This window comes from Stenotrophomonas sp. 169 (assembly GCF_014621775.1).
GTDB lineage: Bacteria > Pseudomonadota > Gammaproteobacteria > Xanthomonadales > Xanthomonadaceae > Stenotrophomonas.
Genome location: NZ_CP061204.1, coordinates 3,669,173 through 3,685,216 on the forward strand (window position 1 = coordinate 3,669,173; position 16,044 = coordinate 3,685,216).

Sequence of the window (16,044 nt, forward strand, 5' to 3'; positions counted from 1 at the left end):
TGTTAGCGTTCCCAGTCCAGAGTGTGTTGCGTCATGAGGTGCCGGTAATGCCTGTAAGGGCGTTGGTGTATGTAAGTAAGGTTTCTCCAAAGATCAGCCCTCCTGAGCTGGAAGTGCTTGTAAACAATGCGCAGACGTTCAACCGCACGGCGGGAGTGAGCGGTGTCCTGCTGTTCGACGGTGCGCGCTATCTGCAGTACCTGGAGGGGCCAGAGGATGGCGTAACTGCCGTCTATGGTCGGATCCATCAGGCGACGCGGCACACGCAGATCGAGGTCATTGCCCAGGGGCATGCCGGATCGCGCTATTTCCCGTATTGGCCCATGAAGAAGTTCGACGTGGACCCGGAGACGTTCGATGCGGTCGCGCAGGCCAGCTGGGCAGGTTTCGCCCCCAGCGCGGCGGAAGGTAGCGCCACCGCAGTGGGCCGCCTGATCGACGTCGTGGGCGTACATCCAGTCCGCGACTGACCCGTCACATCGGTAGCGCCGAGCCACGCTCGGCGGAATCTGTCAGCGACTGATGCCCTCATGCCGCTGCGCTCGCCGCACCCCGGCTTGGCTCAGCGTTACGTTGATCGCAGCCGCATGCCCGCATTTGCTATCTTGCCCCGGCCCTTCCACTGCCTCACCGGAATCCCATGCCGCGCGTGTCCCCAGGCGTTCGATCCGCCTCCACTGCAAAAGCCGCACTTGAACAGGAAATCGCACGCTCAGGCCTGAACGACCAGGCGCTGCTGCGTGCCGCCACCAAGGAAGCCTTCGAGCGGGTGAACCTGCTGCTCAAGGCGTACTACGCCGATTTCAGCCCGAAACAACAGGCGCTTATCCTGGCGACCATTGGTGCCAAGGCGACCTCGAGCGTGGCGTCCCGCGAGAAGCCTGCCAAGGCAGCGCGCCCGGCCAAGCGGCCGACAGAGGAGCTTCCGCCGCGTTTCTGGCTGCCGTTCAGTGGCGAGACGTGGTCAGGCCGTGGCCGCCCGCCCAACGCATTCCTCGCCTGGGAAGGCACGGTGGCGCACACCGAATGGAAGAAGCGCCACCCTGATGAGCGGTTTCCGCTTTATCCGGGTTGATGCGGGGAGATTATCGAGAGCAGGCGACTGAGGGCTGCCGATCGACGGCAGCCGACTGAAGTCGGCTCTACCCGGCGTAGGCGACCCACCCGCGGAAGGAAAGCGCCGCGTAGAACAGGCGGGGTTCAACGAACCCGGCCTCTTCCAGCAGCGCCACTTCGCGCTCGGGTGAAAGCGTAGGCAACCTGCTCGCCAGCGCCTCGGCGCGGGCGGCGAGGTCGTCGTCGGTACCTCCGCGCGCCATGGCGAATGCGGCCCAGCGCTGCAGCCATACCCTTTTTTCGGTGGGTTCGTCAGGCACGCTGTGATGGGCAATGACCAGGGGAGCACCCGGTTTGAGCCGACGTTTCAGCTCGCGAAGCGTATGCAACCGCTCGTCCGGCGACAGAAAGTGCAGCGTCAGCAGGCACGTCGCGCCATCGAAGAGCACGTCAGGTGCATCGTCGATATAGCCCTGGATCAACTCGCCGTGCAGCGACAGGTCGCCAAGCGTGTGGTGCGCAAGCGCCAGCATTTCGGCCGACGGGTCAACGCCCACCAAGCGCCACGTCGGGCTCGCCTCGGCAAATGCCCGCATTTCGACCCCACCCCCGGCACCGAGCACGAGCACCTGCCCGTGCGCAGGCACCCGCTCGGCCAGCAGCACCTGCGCCATCTGATGCAGGGCATGCACACCTGGCACGTTGCGCACCAGGTTATCGATGTACTGCGATACCGCAGCGGGATCAGAAAACGACATGGCGGCCATCTCTTCGAGGTTGACCGCAAATGTAACACTTACGATTACATTAAGCCTCAGGGCTGCCTGCGCATGCGCGTCAGCGACTGCACGGTGCCGTCGTCGTTGGCCATGCAGAGATAACGGCCGTCCGGATAATCGATGATCAGCTCGGTCACTTGTTCATTGACCGGTACGCGGGTGACCACGCGGCCCTCCGCATTGGCCCGGTCGTCGCACGCGGCGGACGCCCCTCGCCCATCAGCCCGCGATTCGGTGGGTCGCCCCCGCGAGGACGTATTGCGGAATACCGCGCGGCACCCGTCCTTGACCCAGATCGAGTGGCGGTTGAGGTCCCAGTTCTCACCCTTTACGCAGCGCGTGCTGCTCAGCTGACGAACGACCCGTACGTCGCCGCGGGTGTCCATGTCGCACTCGGTCTGCTTGCGGTCACGCGATTCGCAGGTCACCTCAGCCGGCAACGCCCCCTCGCCACGGTCGGTGGCAGGACGATCATGACGCGGCCGTTCGCCGTCACCCGACTGACCCGCGCTGCCCACCTGGCAGACCCCGTTGGCGCCGCCCCTGCCGGTATAGCTCATCTGCACGCCGCCATCGGGCGAACGGTTGATGGACAAGGTAACGCCGCTGCTCGCGTCACGCGCCTCATAGTAATTGTCGTTGAAGCGTTTCAACTGCGTCTGGCGGCCGTTGATGTAGACCGGGCCGCCCTCATCGGCATGCACCTCGATGGCGCCCGGGCAGGTGCCGTTGAAGAGCGGGATGGCCGCGTTGGCCGCGGGAGAAACGCCCGCCAAGGGGGTCAGCAGAACGACTGCGGCAAGGTGCGAGAACCTGAACATGGTGAGCATCCGTGAGACCTGTCGAGGAAAGCGGACGATAGCAGTCGCACGTGGCAGTCGGTGTGCACGGACTAAAGGGCGCGCTGGTCACGTTGCAATGAGATAGGCATACCGGAGGGCGTCGCTGCGCTGAATCAGTCTGCACTTATTGCCCCGCTCGGAAGCGGGGCAAGCGGCACCCGGACCGGCACGTTATCCTGCGATGCCGGACGTGATTCCGATGCGCGAGGTGTACCCCGTGCTGGCCAGCTCACTGCGATGCAAACGATCCTGGTGCGAAATGAATGACGTGATGAAACTACTTTTCATAAGCGCACTGAGTGTCGACCCAGGCATTGCGTTTGCCTCCCCTCCCAGCTCCGCCATACCGACCGAGCCCGCATCACGCGCAGATCAACTGAGCGCATTGATGCGGCTGCGGATGCTCGCCTCTGAGGTTACACACGAGCGCAGCACGCTGCTCGCAGCGCACGGCCAACGTGCAGGAACGACAAGCGCGGAAACAGAATTCAACCTCGAGGGTCGCGTCGACCTGAGCACAGAAACTGTCGGCCGTCTTTCAATAGCCACATCTGTCGATCCCGGCCTGACGAGCAATGCAGACCTGGTCATGAGGGTATCGGGAGGCTGTATTGAACGGCAGATCGCAAAGGACCACTTCGCGCCGACGAAAATGTACTGGGCGTCGCCGGCCGGCTCTCCGCAACCCCTCATCGGATTCAAGCATGTGGCCGCCGACCATGATGTGATCCTCTTCTTCGACGCATTCGGACGCGGCTGTCTCAACGCCGTCCGCTCCGAGGCACATAGGCGGAAGTGACGGTGCCTAGGGAGTATGGGGCCGACGTCCTGACGGCCCTCCAGGCATGACAAGGGCAATGCAAAGGCACTGGTCCCGCAGCAGCAACTGAGCCCCTCGCTGCGCGACGCCCACCGCGCCCGGGGCGAACCGGGTTTCTGGCTGCCGTTGTTGTGCAATCAGCCCCCCGCGGCTGCCTCACGCACGAACGCTTCATAGGTGCGCAACGGGTGCCCCAGGATCGCCTGCAGCCGTTCGACAGATCCCTCTGCGGCGCGCATGCCGTGCAGTTGGATGCCCCCCAACATCAGGCGCATGTCATAGGCCAGCCAGGACGGCGCATAGGAGGCCATCTGCGCTTCGAACGCCGCCACGTCATCACCGGCGTAAGCCACCTCACGGCCCAGGGCGGTGCCCCACGCGGCCGCCACCGATGCGCCCGTCATGGCCTGCGGGCCCACCAGTTCCAGGGTGAGCGCCTCCAGCGCCGCCGGTGCACGGTCACGTCGCAGCAGCTCCGCCACAGCGATCTCTGCGATGTCGCGCGCATCGATCATGCACACGCCGGCCGAGCCGATCGGCATCGGGTACACGCCATGGTCCTGGATGGTCTGCTGGACCATCAGCTCGTTCTGCATGAAGTACGCCGGACGCAGCACGGTGGCCGCAATGCCGAGGCTCTCGATCATGCGCTCGACCGTGTGCTTGCCGGTGAAGTGCGGCACGTTGGTGAAGGTGTCCGCATGGATCACGGACAGATAAACGATGCGTTCGACGCCCGCTTCCTGCGCAAGGTTCAACGTGATCAGCGCCTGCGTTACCTCGTCGGGGGTGACCGCGTTCAACAGGAACAAGGTGCGGACCGAAGACAGCGCGGCGCGGATCGACGGGACGTCGGTCAGGTCGCCCACCACTTCGGTGACGCCGGCAGGAAAGGCGCGCTTGCCGCGTGTGCGGACCAGCGCCTTGACGTCGGCACCGGCACCGGCCAGGCCCTCGACAACCAATGCACCGACAGTGCCCGTGGCACCAGTAACGAGAATGCTCATGTGAAACTCCTTCAGCGGATGGATGGGGATCGGACGAGCAAACGATAGTCCGTTGCACTATCAAAACGCAGACCACATTATGTAGACCCGCCGTCTCATCTATGAAACACCATGGACCTCAATGATCTGGGCGACTTCCTGCTGGTCGCGGCCAGCGGCGGATTGGGCAAGGCCAGTCGGGCCAGCGGCAGATCCAAGGCGACACTGTCCCGCCGGATCTCGGATCTGGAGGACCAGCTGGGCGTGCGGCTGGTGGAGCGCAGCGCGCGCGGCCTGATCCTGACCGAGGCCGGCCAGATGCTGGTCAATCGCATCGAATCCCCACTGGGAGAGGTGGCCGAGGCCATGGCTGCCGCGCGGGATGGCGTTTCCTCTCCACGAGGCGTGCTGCGCATCGCCGCCCCCGTACTGTTTTCGCAGCTGGCCATGGGGCGCATCGGTGCAGACTTCTGCGCCGCCTATCCGGAGGTGACCGTCGAGGTCGTGGCCGAGGACCGCATGGTCGACCTCATTGAAGAACACTTCGATGTGGTGATCCGGACCAATCCGCGGCCAGACAGCGCTCTGGTCGGCCGCTGTTTCGCCAAGGACCGGCTGGTGGTGGTTGCCGCGCCCGGCGTGGCGATGCCAGAGCGCGGCAGCGTCCGCGCGGTGCCTGCGATTGTCGCCGCCACCTTCCAGCCCGGGCACTGGAATCTCGACGACGGACGCCTGATTCTGGAGCCCATTCCGCGGCTGCGATTCTCCTCGTTCCTGATGATCCGCGATGCCGCGCTGGCCGGTGGCGGCGCCGCACTGATTCCCGCGTCCATCGCGCAGCAGCACATCGCCAGTGGCGCGCTCATCCAGTGGGGCGTGATCACCGGTGCCGAGCCCGCGCTATGGGTATTGCACACCTCGCGCCGGTTGGCCACGCCGAAGGTGCGCGCCTTCGTGGACTTCATCTGTGCGCGCTACCCGGATATGGCCCTGACATTGCAGGGATAGGGAATGATCGACGGTAGCCGCTGGTTGCCAGCGCACCGCGCAACCAAGCGATCACCTTGCCGCATCGTAGACTTGGCGCGTCCGTGTCACGGCCATTCGGGCCGGCGCCATTCGAGACACTGCAATGCAACCCGGAGTGACCTGTGATGACCCTGACGCAATGGATGGCGTGTGTGCGTGGCGTTCCCATGAAAAGCCTGGCACCCCTGCTTGTTGGCGTACTGGCGGCCCCGGCAGCGCATGCGCTGGACACCGCGCAGTGGCAGGCCGTCGCGCCGACGCTTCAAGCGGCGCTGGAATGCCGCACGAAACCTGACACCACCGGTGCAGCGTGGATGTCACTGCCCCGCGATGCGGAGGGCGGAACCGCCGCCATCAAGCCGCCGGTGCCGTTCCTGGTGTTCGGCCTGCCGGTACGCGAGGTGGCCATCTTCATCGACGCCAGTGGCGAACTGGGCGAAAGCTACACAGCCGACCTGGGTGCGAGCCTGGCCGCTGTCCGCAAGGCGGCGAAACTCAACGCCGAGGACGGGCGCACCACCCCGATGGGCGAGCTGACGCTGGGCGGAGACACCTCGCCGAAGCTGACATGCACGGTGGCAGGCGCGTACGACGAAAGCGATTATCAGGAAAACTGATTTGGTTCTTGCTGGTGCAGGGTATCGGACCCATGGAGCCAAGGCTGTCTTCCACAGCCTTGGCTGACCAACGGCGCGCTCATGATTGGCGCGGAGTCGATGGGGCTTACCAAATTCCTGTAACCATTGGGTGTCCGCTTTCGGCCAGAAGCGGACGTTTTCGGTCAAGCCAAGGTTCGAGCGCGCGGCCTCGACGTTGCCTTTCGATGCGTAGCCTGCGCCGTTCCTCTCGCAATCACACAAACAATCTGGACCAGCGGTCTCCGAACAGAGAGATGGCGAGACCCGTCACCATGACCAGCGCACCTCCAAGCTTGATGATGGAAACAGGACGATGGGCAGAACCCAGCAAGGCAAAGTGATCGATGGCGAGTGAGGACAGCAGCTGTCCAGCGATGACCAGCCCCACCAGGGCGGCCATGCCAATGCGGGGTACCAGGATTACGTTGCTGAGCAGCGCGAAGGCGCCCATCACGCCTCCCAGCAGCACGCATGCGGGCTGCGCGGGGATGCCCGCGAGCAGGCTCAAGGTGTTACCCCGCACGAGACCAATGATGGTGAGCGACAATAGCCCGACCATGAAGGAGAAGATGGCGGCTGCAACAGGATCACCGCCCAGGCCCTTTGCCAACTGACCATTGAACTTGGTCTGCAACGTGACGGCGATTCCCGCAACCATTGCCAACGGAAAGGCCCAGGCACCGAAGCTGTTCATTTTTTTCCTGAGTGATTGGCCAGAGCGGGGAAGGACGTGGCGAACACGTCCGGCGTGTAGCCGGCTGCCGAGAACAGGTGCTCGCAGGATTCGTCCACCGCAGCGCGCAACTTGGGCAGATCCAGGCCGCACATTTCACCGCCCCGCTTCAGCACCCGGCCACCGACCATCACGGTGTCGATGTTGCTGCGTTCTGCCGCATGCACGACCGTTCCGAACGCATTGTTGGACGGGTATAGGTTGATGTCGCCGGTGCGGAAGAGCACGATGTCGGCCTGCTTGCCCGGCGTCAGGCTGCCAATCTTGTCCTGCAGCCCTGCGCACGCCGCGCCGTCAAGCGTGGCAGCCTCAAGCAGACGGTGGGAATTGAGCGGATCTTGCTTGGTGCCGGCACTAAGTGGTGGACGTGCATTGACGCGCAGCACGCGCTCCAGATAATAAGCCACGCGCATCTCCATGAACATGTCGCCGCTGTACGACGTCTCGTTGTCGACGCTGAAGCCGGGGCGCAGCCCGTGCCGGATCGCCGCATCCCAGGCGAACATGCCATCTTCGATGCCATAGTGGGCGTCGGAGCGCGGGCAGACATTGATGTGCACCCCGGCATCGCGAAGAATCTCCCAGCCCTCATCCTTCAGGCAGGTGCAGTGGTTGAAGATGTTGTCCGGGCCCAGCAGTCCCCTCGCATGCAACTGAGGGAGCTGGGCGCCCATCTGTTCACCGAAGAACTCGGTGACGATCGGGATGCCCAGGCGACGTGCCTCGGCCCAGAGCTCCGGCTCGAGATCGGCCATGGTGGCCAGCGTGACTAGGTCGTTGGCGGGGTCCTTGAAGTACTTTTCCTGCAGGCGGGCGAGGTTTCCCGGCCAGTGCGCGCGGTCCCAGTTGCCGGACACCGGGGCGCCCGATGCATGCAGCGCACGGATACCGGCATCGAGCAGGGCTTCAACCGATGCATCGGAGTGCGCGGCTGTGCGGCTGTTGTGGGAGTTGTCGATGACAGTGGTGATACCTGCATCAATCGCGCCCAGCGCGGACAGCAGGGTGCCGACATACATGTCCTGCGGCCGGTAATGCTTGGCAAACGACAAATGCGTGGCGTTGGAGTAGTGCTCCAAGGTTTCGGCGTTGGAGTTGATCCGACGCAGCTGACCCTCCCAGGCGTGGCGGTGGGAGTCCACCATGCCCGGGATGGCGATCATGTCGTTGGCATCGATGACGATCGCGTCTTCGTCGCTCAGGTTCTCGCCGACGGCAGTGATGGCGCGCCCCGTGACCAGGATGTCGCCCTTCACGAGGTTGCCCACAGCCGGGTCCATGCTGATGATGGTTGCTCCGCGGATGAGCGTCTTTTCGACAGCGGCGGCCGTGGGTTGCTGAAGAATGTCTCGCGGGAGGGTGCTCATTGGGGCAAGCTCGGTTTCTGGGATGGAATGCACTCTATGCCTCGCGAACCCTGCGAAAAAGTCGCACTCCTCGTTTTTATTATTCGTAAGATGCGAATAATTATTGAGCGAACTGTGACCATAGGGTGGAAGCGAAATGGATCGGATCCTTGCGATGCAGGTGTACGTGCACGTGGTAGAAGCCAAGAGCTTCGTGCGTGCCGCCGAGGCCCTCTCCATGCCCCCGTCCACCGTCACCGGCTTGATCAAGGGCTTGGAGAAGCACTTGCGCGTCCGCCTGCTCAATCGGACTACGCGCAGCGTCAGCCCCACCTCGGACGGCGAGCGCTACTACGTACAGTGCCGCGAGATTCTCAACCAGATTGAACAGGCGGAAAGCGGCCTGAAGTCGTCGCCACAGGACTTGCGGGGGCGGTTGAGGATCGACATGCCAGGCGGCCTCGCGCACTCGATACTCCTCCCGAACCTGGACAGCTTCCGCCGCCAGTATCCCGGGGTCCATCTGATGATCGGCGTGGGTGACCGGCCGGTCGACCTCGTCCAGGAGGGTGTGGACTGCGTGATCCGGACCGGGCCGCTGGAAGACTCCACCCTCGTAGCCCGGCCGCTGGGCAACTTCCGCTGGATCACCTGCGCCGCGCCAAGCTATCTGGAGGTATATGGCGTCCCGGAATCACTTGAAGACCTCGTCGGGCACCGCGCGGTCCACCATTTTTCCTCTGGTTTGAGGGGCGGTGCCAGCCTGCTCTTCTCGGTCGATGGGAAGAGACAGGTAGTACCTATGGAGGGCTCGGTCGCCGTCAATGAGACCGAGCTCTACATCAAGCTGTGCATGAAGGGATACGGCCTGGCACAGTTGCAAGGCGTACTGGTCGAGAAGCAGTTGCAGGATGGCAGCCTGCTTGAGGTGCTTCAGCAGTGGCGTCCGCCGTCGGTGCCGGTTTCGATCCTGTATCCGCACCACCGTTATGGATCGCCCATCGTCCAAGCATTCATAGCTTGGGCTACAGAGCTTTTCTCCGCGAAGAGCGAGAAGGCATAGATCGCGAAGTCAGCCGTGGCGTCCAGAGATTCCGAGGCGGTGTCGAGCATCTATCTCTCGTGTGGACTGCTAGAGATAGCGTATCCCTCAGACAGATGCCTCCCGAAAGCCGCCGCCGGGCAAGGTGTCCGCTTTCGGCCAGGAGCAGTCGTCGCGAAGCGTAAGCCGAAGGTGGGCCTAGTCGAGCTTTGTCGAGGAAGCCAGATCACCCTTTGTTGACACTTCAGTAAAGGCAGTCTCGGCTCCAGCCGGTAATGGCACTCGCATCCCGAACCTAAGTTGCCTCTAGTTCGCTAAATATCTGGAGCGGAATCCGCACCAGTAGCAAATTGCAAAGCGAGCACCCGCTGCTTCCGGATGAGCTTGCACGTACGCCCTGCGCGCCGCCGAAATCTCGGGGGCGGCGCGCGATGAGTGGAGCGATCTGGCGCGTCCGCGGCAGACGCAAGGCCCTCTCGATTAGCGAGGGCCCGGCCTCGGGTCGATCGATACCGAGAAGCCCCGTAACGGAGCGTCGAGCGGCCCACCGAGCGCTAGCAGACGCTCCATTGCTTGGTCGTCGCCGGTACGGCGTGAACCGGCATCCGATCGTCAAGGGCGCGGACGGGGCGATGCCGCCCGCGCAATGGCGTTACCTGCTGGTCGGCGAGAAGTTCTGAGCTCCGCGCGTCTTTCGCCACTGGATCCACGCGATCGCGGCGACGAAGAAGACGCTGCACAGGTAACTGCCTTCCGGCCCTTGGGCGCCACCGGTCAGGGTGTCGAGGCCTTGCGGGCGCAGCGCCACCAGCAGCGCCGGCAAGTGCGCATCGATGCCGGTGACGGGCAGTTCGAAGCCGGTCGCGAGCAACCAGTTCCATCCCGCGTGCCAGCCCATCACGCCCCAGATATTGCCGGTCCGCAGCGCCCAGGCGCAGGCGAACAGCGAGAGCAGGAACGTGCCGAGCATGACCCGAGGCGGCTGGTGCGGACTGAAATGCAGGAAGCAGAAAACGAGCGACACCAGCAGCACTGCCACCGCGACATTGGTCTTGCGCGCCACCACCGACAGCATCCAGCCGCGGAAGATGACTTCCTCCACGCTCGCCTGGAACATGAAACTCAATAGGAGCAGACCGATGTGCAGCAGACTGACGGGCGACCGCCAGGCCTGCCCCAAGCCCGCCGCCTGCATGCTGCCAGCCATCCAGATCGCGACTACGACCAGCGCGGTCGTGCCGATTCCAAAGGCCAGTCCGCGCAGGAACGTTTTCAGCGGCGCCGGACCGGTCAGCCCGATACTCGCCAGCGAGCGCCCTTCGACGAAGCGTACCCAGGCGAGCACGGCCGCCAGCGTCGGCGCGACGCCGATCCACAGCAGCGCATACAAGCCAGCGAGGCCGATCGGATCGCCGCGCGGCGTCGACCAATGCTGCGACTGCATCCACCCGTCCAGCGCGATCACCGGTACCGCGTTGAACAGGATCATCAGGATCGGCGTCAGCCAGGCCCAGGGCAGCCAGCCGCGCGCCGGATCGGGCGAATACAGGGCAACGGGGGTCATGCGGGGCTCCATGTCGAGGTGATCGCCGCTGCAAGTTGCCGTCCGCACGGGGGCGTAGCAACCCGTTTGCGACCAAGCCACAGAAGCCGCCGATGAATCACCCGGATCGCCGACGAAATGACGCTGAGTCGTCGCCCGTGGTGTCCGCTTTGGGTGGCGGTTTCATATGTTCGATGAAACACAGACAGCTGCCCAAGCAACAGGAGTGTTGCGAATGAAGCGAACGACAAGGATTCAGTACACCGACAGCCACAAAGCCCTGATGTGGGACCGCTGGCGGCAGGGCGAGTCGTTGCACCAGATTGCGAGGCTGTTCGATCGGCATCACTCATCCGTGCTACGGGTTCTCGCCGAGACTGGCGGGATCCGGCCGCCGGTCCGTCGACGATCCCCGCGGGCGCTTAGTCTGGTTGAGCGCGAAGACGTATCCCGGGCGCTGGTTGCCGGCCATACGATCCGCTCGATCGCATCCCTGTTCCAACTGACTGACGGCGAGCGCCACCGTGGACGTAGCGATGGCGCGCTGGCGCGCGACAGCGGAGAAGCTGCCGGCATCAGGGACATCCAGCAGCAGGTGCAGCGCGTCGATCCTGTCAAGGTCTGTCCTCTCAAGGCCTTCATGGCCCGCCACGCCCAGGTGGGCGGCTGCGCGCAGCGTGTCATCGGTGATCCCCCGTTACTGCGGGCCCTGCTCTGCCGCCGGGCGCAGTAGACGCACAACACTACGAGTGTGCGGCTCAGCATGAGAATCGAGCGCATCGCCCTGCGTGTACAAACTCACTTGGAATGAGTCACTGGCGCGAATGGCCTCTGCAGGAAAGTTGGCGCCCGCTTCAGTCCTCAATCGTTACGCCTTCCAACACACCGAATCTACCCGAATCAATAGGATCCACGCGGGAGTTTCGAACCCCGTCCTCTATTCGATAAAAGAAGCCGGTGACCCGAACAAATCTAGCACTCCCAGACAAACCCGAGAGCGAACGATCCTCAGACCGCACATTCTTCTCCGGGTAGATGACCATCGAGCTAGCCGTATCCCTCAAACCCATCGCATCCTCCGACGGGAAGACAAGTACAACATCGTTTATCTGGTCCACCCACGCTCCAAACGATACCTTCATCCCTTCATATCGCTCTGGCGCCGCAAGAACGCTTGAAATTGAAGTCATGCAGGTTGGAGGCGCATCGCCGTTGCCGCGCATCTTGCAGGCTCCAGGCACTCGACCCTGCGCCTGAGATTCCGAGGGGCGCTCACAGCCGGAAAGCACCGACAGGGCCAACGCCACTACCACCGTGATTGCACCCAAATGAGCATTCATCATTTCAGCTCGAGAAAATAGTTCTCAGCGGGTAGGTATGCACTTTCATCCGAACCCGCGGCTCTCACCGCCTTGCTCATCCCATTGAAGTCAAACCCCATGACAGAACCACTCGGCGTGGCCACGTAGCTGTTTACACCCGCAGATTTCGCCAGCTCAAGGTCGCCTCGGTAAAGGCTACCCTCCCATCGCTTCCCACCGTAGCAGTATCCCCGCTGATCCAGCGCAGGACGCGAGACCTCAAGGGGGTCCAACTGTTGCTGTGGGCATGCGGAGCTAGAAAGCACCGTGCGTACCTAGGCATCAAGGCAGAGGGTGCTCTAGGGAAGGCCTGAGCAGATCACCCGCACTGCTGGATTCATGAGCCGAGTGACCTCCGCCCCCTGTCTGAGCAGCGGATATTGTTTAAAAAAAACGGGGTTTTGAAGGTACCGTCGGGCGTCCCCAGACGCAATTATCCTGTCGCCGGCAGAAACTGCCGGCGTGTCATCCACAGATGGGACAGCGCAAACAGGGTCAACACCTGTGCGCTGTTCTTGGCCAGGCCTCGGTAGCGCACCTTGGTGTAGCCAAACAGGCGCTTGATGACGCGGAAGGGATGTGATCCAGCCCCTGTTTCATGGACACCCGGTTAAGTGATTTGATATCACAACTTGAAGGTGCCCAGATGATCAAGAAGACGACCAAGAAGAGTGCTCAGAAGCCCGCGCCGCCGACGACCCGTAAACGCTATGGCGAGGAGTTCAAGGTGCAGGCGCTGGAGCGTGCTCGGCGCGATGGTGTAGCCCAGGCTGCGCAGGACCTCGGCCTGCAGGCTCAGCAGCTCTACACGTGGCGAGCCCGCGCACAGGAGAGGGATTCGCTCAGCGAGGAGCAACGCACGGCCCAGGCGGACCTGGCCAAGCTCAAGCGCGAAGTGGCGCGGTTGTCCGAAGAGAACGACTTCCTAAAAAAAGTGGCGGCGCACTTCGCCAAGGGTTCCAAGTGAAGTGCGCCGTGATCGCTGAGCACGTTGGTGAGCACACGGTATCTCTGATGTGTCGTGTGCTTGCGATTTCCCGAACCGGCTTCCACGCATGGCATCGCCGCAAGCCCTCGGCCAGAGCACAGCGGCAGTCAGAACTGGATGTCCAAGTGCAGGGTGCATTCGTGACAGCCAGACGCCGCGAAGGCGCGCAGCGGTTGAGTCGAAGGCTCCGCCGCGGGCGCCGTCAGGTCGCCGAAAGTCTGCACCGGCAAGGTCTGCGCGCCAAGGCAGCACGTCGATACAAGGCAACGACCAACTCTCGGCACAATCTTCCGGTGGCTGAAAACCTGCTCAATCAGAACTTCCGCACCGAGCGGCCAAACCAGGCCTGGGTCAGCGACATCACCTATATTCAGACCGAGGAGGGCTGGATGTACTTGGCTGTGGTGCTGGACCTTTACTCCCGCAAAGTCGTAGGTTGGGCGATGGACAGTCGCATGACCGCGACGCTGGTGTGCGACGCCCTGCTGATGGCTCTTTTCCGGCGCAAGTTCCCACGTGGTGTGATCGTACATAGCGACCGCGGCTCGCAGTACTGCTCAAAAGAGCATCGGAGCTTGCTGGAGAACTACGGGTTGGTGCCCAGCATGAGCGCCAAGGGAAATTGCTATGACAACGCCGCGATGGAGAGTTGGAACCACAGCCTGAAAGTGGAGGCCATCCACGGCGAGCGCTTCGCCACACGCGAGCAAGCCAAAGCCGAGGTGTTTGACTACATCGAGGTCTACTACAATCGATCACGCCTGCACTCGACCTTGGGCTACGTCAGCCCGGATCAGTTCGAGCTTGAAAATATAGCTTAACCCCGTGTCCATGATTCGGGGGCTAGATCAATGCTCCACCTTCGCCCGCATGCTGGCCTTGCAACGCTCCCAGCGCTCGTGCTGTTGGCGATCGCGCGCGTCCTTGATCCCCTTCACCTTGCCGCGCTTCTTCGCAATCAGGAAGGCTTCCTTGGAGTCCTGAAGCTCGGGCCGCGACTCCGCCCCGGTATAGCCACTATCGCCCAGCACGCAGCCCTCCTTCCCGTGCAGAAGCTCGTGCGTGACCGTGACGTCGCCGACATTGGCAGCCGTGCATGTCACATGGTGCACAAGGCCTAGGCTCGCTCAGCGCCAGCAGACGCTTCGAGGGCACTACGTGATCCATTTCATTGAGGAACAACTCGCGGCGCGTCTTCTTGCGCTGGCCCGCCCATCACCTGCTTGGCGGCTGCATGAACTCGATTGTGATGTGATCGGGGCCGGAGACGTAGGCCGCTAGTGTCCCCTTGCGTGGACCGCCTGGAATGGGTTGTGGACTGCCCTTCGCCTTCCATCCCGCAGCCTCTACACGGGCGATGGCGGAGTGAATATCCTCCACGGTCAAAGCCAGGTGTGCAGCTCCGATCGCACCGGCACTCTCCGGCGCGGCTCCATGCTGGCGACCTCCAGAGTACTGCAGCAGCTCAACCATGAAACCATTCGGCGCCAAGACGATTGCCGTGCGCACGTTCGGATCATCAACGCCTGTAACCTGATACAGGAAATCGCCTCCCATCTCCGATTGGCGTTGCAGCTCGAAACCCAGCGCCTGGGTCCAAAAGTGGATGGATTCGTCCAAGGAGGAAACCGTAAAGCCGGCGTGATCAACGCCAACGCGGTGCGTCGTCTTAGTCATGGCTGCATGATCATAGGGGCCGACTCGGCATGTAGGCCGTCTTTGGGGATAGTGGTTTCATCAGGAAATCTAGGTGGCGCGGCTTGTTCGGTCAAGCGAATGCGCAATGGCGGCCTCGGCACCTTCTCCATCATCACCGGCGACAGCAGCGGCGTGTCAGCCGATATCCACGACCGGATGCCGGTTTGGCTGCAGCCTGGCCAGGTCGACGACTGGATGGCCGCCGAGCCCGACGGCGCCATGGCGATGCTGCTGGTCAGTAAGCGTTCAGCAAACTCACATTGAATTGGATGTGATTTCGAGCATTTCAGCCCCACTCACCTTAAAATCTTCCACAGTCCGTAAGAAAACTTCGAGAGATCGAGAAATAAATTTTTCGCGGTGATGCACGATGTGGAGCTGTCGCTTATGAGGCGGCAGATCATGGTTCAACAACCTCAGCTTACCTTCCGCGATTGCATCGCTCACTACCCAGTAAGACAAACAGCTGATTCCGATTCCGGAAACGACCATTCGCTTGATGGCTTCGGAGCTACCGATCCGGCGAGCGTCGCTCCAGTCGCCAAGGTAGGGAAGTAGCCATTGAAGCACCTCATCAGCAGTTCCTGAGCCGTCCTCGCGAATCAGCCAAGTAGCGGCATTGAGATCGCCTGAAGTCAGCTTTTCCTGAGCGGCAAGGGGATGATTTGAGGCTGCGATGATCACCAGTTCGTCCTCAAACCATGGACGAATCGTCAGATCGGGTTGGCGGCACGGCCCCTCAATCAGGCCGATATCAATCGAAAGCTGTGCGGCTTGCTTGGCGATATCTGCACTGTTGCCCATGATGACATCGACTTGAATGCCCGGCGCTCGCGCAGCCAAACGTTCGATCAGCAGGGGCATGATGTAATTGCCAATTGTAGTGCTGCAACCGATCCTCATCCGAGCCGTCGTGTCCGTTTGAAAACCTTCTTCAATTTGAGCCGCCGCTTCAAGCAGCCGGATGGCCTGAGGTAGAAGCGTTTGACCATTGTCATTCAGCACGAGGCGTCTGCCGACCCGATCAAATAACTGGATGCACAGTGCGCCTTCCAATTCCTGGAGGGCTGCGCTCGTAGCTGACTGGGACAAAGCCAGTGACAGACTCGCCCGGGTCGTCGAGCCGAGTTGAGCGATGCTTCGAAAAATGTCGAGCTGGCGGAGAGTCAGCTTCACGAACTTA

The 16,044-nt window shown here is 62.4% G+C and carries 16 protein-coding genes and 4 pseudogenes; 9 read left to right on the forward strand and 11 right to left on the reverse strand.

The genetic code is table 11. The features are described 5' to 3' along the window. Window positions 1–47 precede the first annotated feature (47 nt). Window positions 48–470, forward strand: coding sequence for a BLUF domain-containing protein (locus tag ICJ04_RS16085; protein WP_188325177.1), 423 nt, complete (start codon window positions 48–50; stop codon window positions 468–470). 170 nt (window positions 471–640) lie between these two features. After that, a complete protein-coding gene (locus ICJ04_RS16090) occupies window positions 641–1,075 on the forward strand; it encodes an H-NS family nucleoid-associated regulatory protein (RefSeq protein ID WP_188325178.1) in 435 nt (144 codons plus the stop codon). Between the two features lie 67 nt (window positions 1,076–1,142). On the opposite strand, the gene ICJ04_RS16095 is transcribed toward ICJ04_RS16090, so the two are convergent. Both ICJ04_RS16095 and ICJ04_RS16100 read right to left on the reverse strand, forming a co-directional pair. After that, window positions 1,143–1,814, reverse strand: coding sequence for a class I SAM-dependent methyltransferase (locus tag ICJ04_RS16095; protein WP_188325179.1), 672 nt, complete (start codon window positions 1,812–1,814; stop codon window positions 1,143–1,145). A gap of 56 nt (window positions 1,815–1,870) precedes the next feature. Further along, window positions 1,871–2,656, reverse strand: a complete 786-nt coding sequence (locus ICJ04_RS16100) for a DUF3011 domain-containing protein (RefSeq protein WP_188325180.1) — start codon at window positions 2,654–2,656, stop codon at window positions 1,871–1,873. A 280-nt stretch (window positions 2,657–2,936) separates the two neighbouring features. Between ICJ04_RS16100 and ICJ04_RS16105 the strand changes: the two genes are divergently transcribed. Beyond that, complete coding sequence (locus tag ICJ04_RS16105) at window positions 2,937–3,476, forward strand: hypothetical protein (protein WP_188325181.1); 540 nt, start codon at window positions 2,937–2,939, stop codon at window positions 3,474–3,476. A gap of 158 nt (window positions 3,477–3,634) precedes the next feature. Here the strand turns inward: ICJ04_RS16105 and ICJ04_RS16110 are convergent, their stop codons facing one another. Next, window positions 3,635–4,504 carry an NmrA family NAD(P)-binding protein gene (locus ICJ04_RS16110; protein WP_188325182.1) on the reverse strand — a complete coding sequence of 290 codons (870 nt, stop codon included), beginning with the start codon at window positions 4,502–4,504 and terminating at the stop codon, window positions 3,635–3,637. Between the two features lie 111 nt (window positions 4,505–4,615). On the opposite strand from ICJ04_RS16110, the gene ICJ04_RS16115 reads away from it, so the two are divergent. Together ICJ04_RS16115 and ICJ04_RS16120 are read left to right on the forward strand one after the other, a co-directional pair. Continuing rightward, entirely contained in the window at window positions 4,616–5,491 is an 876-nt protein-coding gene (locus ICJ04_RS16115; RefSeq protein WP_188325183.1) for a LysR substrate-binding domain-containing protein, read from the forward strand. Between the two features lie 188 nt (window positions 5,492–5,679). After that, window positions 5,680–6,129, forward strand: a complete 450-nt coding sequence (locus ICJ04_RS16120; protein WP_188325184.1) for a hypothetical protein — start codon at window positions 5,680–5,682, stop codon at window positions 6,127–6,129. Between the two features lie 235 nt (window positions 6,130–6,364). Here the strand turns inward: ICJ04_RS16120 and ICJ04_RS16125 are convergent, their stop codons facing one another. Together ICJ04_RS16125 and ICJ04_RS16130 are read right to left on the reverse strand one after the other, a co-directional pair. Next, complete coding sequence (locus ICJ04_RS16125; protein ID WP_188325185.1) at window positions 6,365–6,844, reverse strand: DMT family transporter; 480 nt, start codon at window positions 6,842–6,844, stop codon at window positions 6,365–6,367. Continuing rightward, on the reverse strand, window positions 6,841–8,250 hold the full coding sequence (locus ICJ04_RS16130; protein ID WP_188325186.1) for an amidohydrolase family protein: 1,410 nt from the start codon (window positions 8,248–8,250) through the stop codon (window positions 6,841–6,843). The genes ICJ04_RS16125 and ICJ04_RS16130 overlap by 4 nt, the downstream gene beginning before the upstream one ends. A 136-nt stretch (window positions 8,251–8,386) precedes the next feature. Here ICJ04_RS16130 and ICJ04_RS16135 point away from each other — a divergent pair, with 136 nt between their 5' ends. After that, window positions 8,387–9,292 (forward strand): LysR family transcriptional regulator, encoded by a 906-nt coding sequence (locus ICJ04_RS16135; RefSeq protein WP_188325187.1) that lies wholly within the window; start codon window positions 8,387–8,389, stop codon window positions 9,290–9,292. Window positions 9,293–9,923: 631 nt separating this feature from the next. Here ICJ04_RS16135 and ICJ04_RS16140 read toward each other — a convergent pair. Beyond that, complete coding sequence (locus ICJ04_RS16140; RefSeq protein ID WP_188325188.1) at window positions 9,924–10,835, reverse strand: type II CAAX endopeptidase family protein; 912 nt, start codon at window positions 10,833–10,835, stop codon at window positions 9,924–9,926. Between the two features lie 214 nt (window positions 10,836–11,049). Between ICJ04_RS16140 and ICJ04_RS18415 the strand changes: the two are divergent. Continuing rightward, a pseudogene (locus ICJ04_RS18415) lies at window positions 11,050–11,304 on the forward strand (IS30 family transposase); the annotation flags it as partial. Window positions 11,305–11,668: 364 nt separating this feature from the next. Here the strand turns inward: ICJ04_RS18415 and ICJ04_RS16150 are convergent. Both ICJ04_RS16150 and ICJ04_RS16155 read right to left on the reverse strand, forming a co-directional pair. Then, window positions 11,669–12,157, reverse strand: a complete 489-nt coding sequence (locus ICJ04_RS16150; protein ID WP_188325190.1) for a hypothetical protein — start codon at window positions 12,155–12,157, stop codon at window positions 11,669–11,671. A gap of 451 nt (window positions 12,158–12,608) precedes the next feature. Further along, window positions 12,609–12,755 (reverse strand): annotated as a pseudogene (locus tag ICJ04_RS16155) (IS5 family transposase); the annotation flags it as partial. Between the two features lie 66 nt (window positions 12,756–12,821). Here ICJ04_RS16155 and ICJ04_RS16160 point away from each other — a divergent pair. Beyond that, a protein-coding gene (locus tag ICJ04_RS16160; RefSeq protein WP_188325191.1) for an IS3 family transposase occupies window positions 12,822–13,984 on the forward strand; the annotation gives its coding sequence in 2 pieces (ribosomal slippage) (window positions 12,822–13,092 and window positions 13,092–13,984; 1,164 coding nt in all). Window positions 13,985–14,014: 30 nt separating this feature from the next. Here ICJ04_RS16160 and ICJ04_RS16165 read toward each other — a convergent pair. Continuing rightward, window positions 14,015–14,287, reverse strand: a pseudogene (locus tag ICJ04_RS16165) (transposase); the annotation flags it as partial. Between the two features lie 91 nt (window positions 14,288–14,378). Beyond that, window positions 14,379–14,840 (reverse strand): VOC family protein, encoded by a 462-nt coding sequence (locus ICJ04_RS16170; protein WP_188325193.1) that lies wholly within the window; start codon window positions 14,838–14,840, stop codon window positions 14,379–14,381. 105 nt (window positions 14,841–14,945) lie between these two features. Here ICJ04_RS16170 and ICJ04_RS16175 point away from each other — a divergent pair. Next, window positions 14,946–15,125: pseudogene (locus ICJ04_RS16175) on the forward strand (SOS response-associated peptidase family protein); the annotation flags it as partial. On the opposite strand, the gene ICJ04_RS16180 reads toward ICJ04_RS16175, so the two are convergent. Beyond that, window positions 15,117–16,037: a LysR family transcriptional regulator gene (locus tag ICJ04_RS16180; protein WP_188325194.1), complete on the reverse strand. Its 921-nt coding sequence runs from the start codon at window positions 16,035–16,037 to the stop codon at window positions 15,117–15,119. The pseudogene ICJ04_RS16175 and the gene ICJ04_RS16180 sit on opposite strands and share 9 nt — an antisense overlap. Window positions 16,038–16,044: the final 7 nt, after the last annotated feature.

Bases quoted from the DNA above. Each gene is read 5' to 3' on its own strand.
- ICJ04_RS16105 (WP_188325181.1), top strand. From the start codon at position 2,937: ATGAATGACGTGATGAAACTACTTTTCATAAGCGCACTGAGTGTCGAC.
- ICJ04_RS16170 (WP_188325193.1), bottom strand. From the start codon at position 14,840: ATGACTAAGACGACGCACCGCGTTGGCGTTGATCACGCCGGCTTTACG.
- ICJ04_RS16150 (WP_188325190.1), bottom strand. From the start codon at position 12,157: ATGATGAATGCTCATTTGGGTGCAATCACGGTGGTAGTGGCGTTGGCC.
- ICJ04_RS16110 (WP_188325182.1), bottom strand. From the start codon at position 4,504: ATGAGCATTCTCGTTACTGGTGCCACGGGCACTGTCGGTGCATTGGTT.
- ICJ04_RS16090 (WP_188325178.1), top strand. From the start codon at position 641: ATGCCGCGCGTGTCCCCAGGCGTTCGATCCGCCTCCACTGCAAAAGCC.
- ICJ04_RS16100 (WP_188325180.1), bottom strand. From the start codon at position 2,656: ATGTTCAGGTTCTCGCACCTTGCCGCAGTCGTTCTGCTGACCCCCTTG.
- ICJ04_RS16115 (WP_188325183.1), top strand. From the start codon at position 4,616: ATGGACCTCAATGATCTGGGCGACTTCCTGCTGGTCGCGGCCAGCGGC.
- ICJ04_RS16095 (WP_188325179.1), bottom strand. From the start codon at position 1,814: ATGTCGTTTTCTGATCCCGCTGCGGTATCGCAGTACATCGATAACCTG.
- ICJ04_RS16085 (WP_188325177.1), top strand. From the start codon at position 48: ATGCCTGTAAGGGCGTTGGTGTATGTAAGTAAGGTTTCTCCAAAGATC.
- ICJ04_RS16130 (WP_188325186.1), bottom strand. From the start codon at position 8,250: ATGAGCACCCTCCCGCGAGACATTCTTCAGCAACCCACGGCCGCCGCT.
- ICJ04_RS16120 (WP_188325184.1), top strand. From the start codon at position 5,680: ATGAAAAGCCTGGCACCCCTGCTTGTTGGCGTACTGGCGGCCCCGGCA.
- ICJ04_RS16140 (WP_188325188.1), bottom strand. From the start codon at position 10,835: ATGACCCCCGTTGCCCTGTATTCGCCCGATCCGGCGCGCGGCTGGCTG.
- ICJ04_RS16135 (WP_188325187.1), top strand. From the start codon at position 8,387: ATGGATCGGATCCTTGCGATGCAGGTGTACGTGCACGTGGTAGAAGCC.
- ICJ04_RS16125 (WP_188325185.1), bottom strand. From the start codon at position 6,844: ATGAACAGCTTCGGTGCCTGGGCCTTTCCGTTGGCAATGGTTGCGGGA.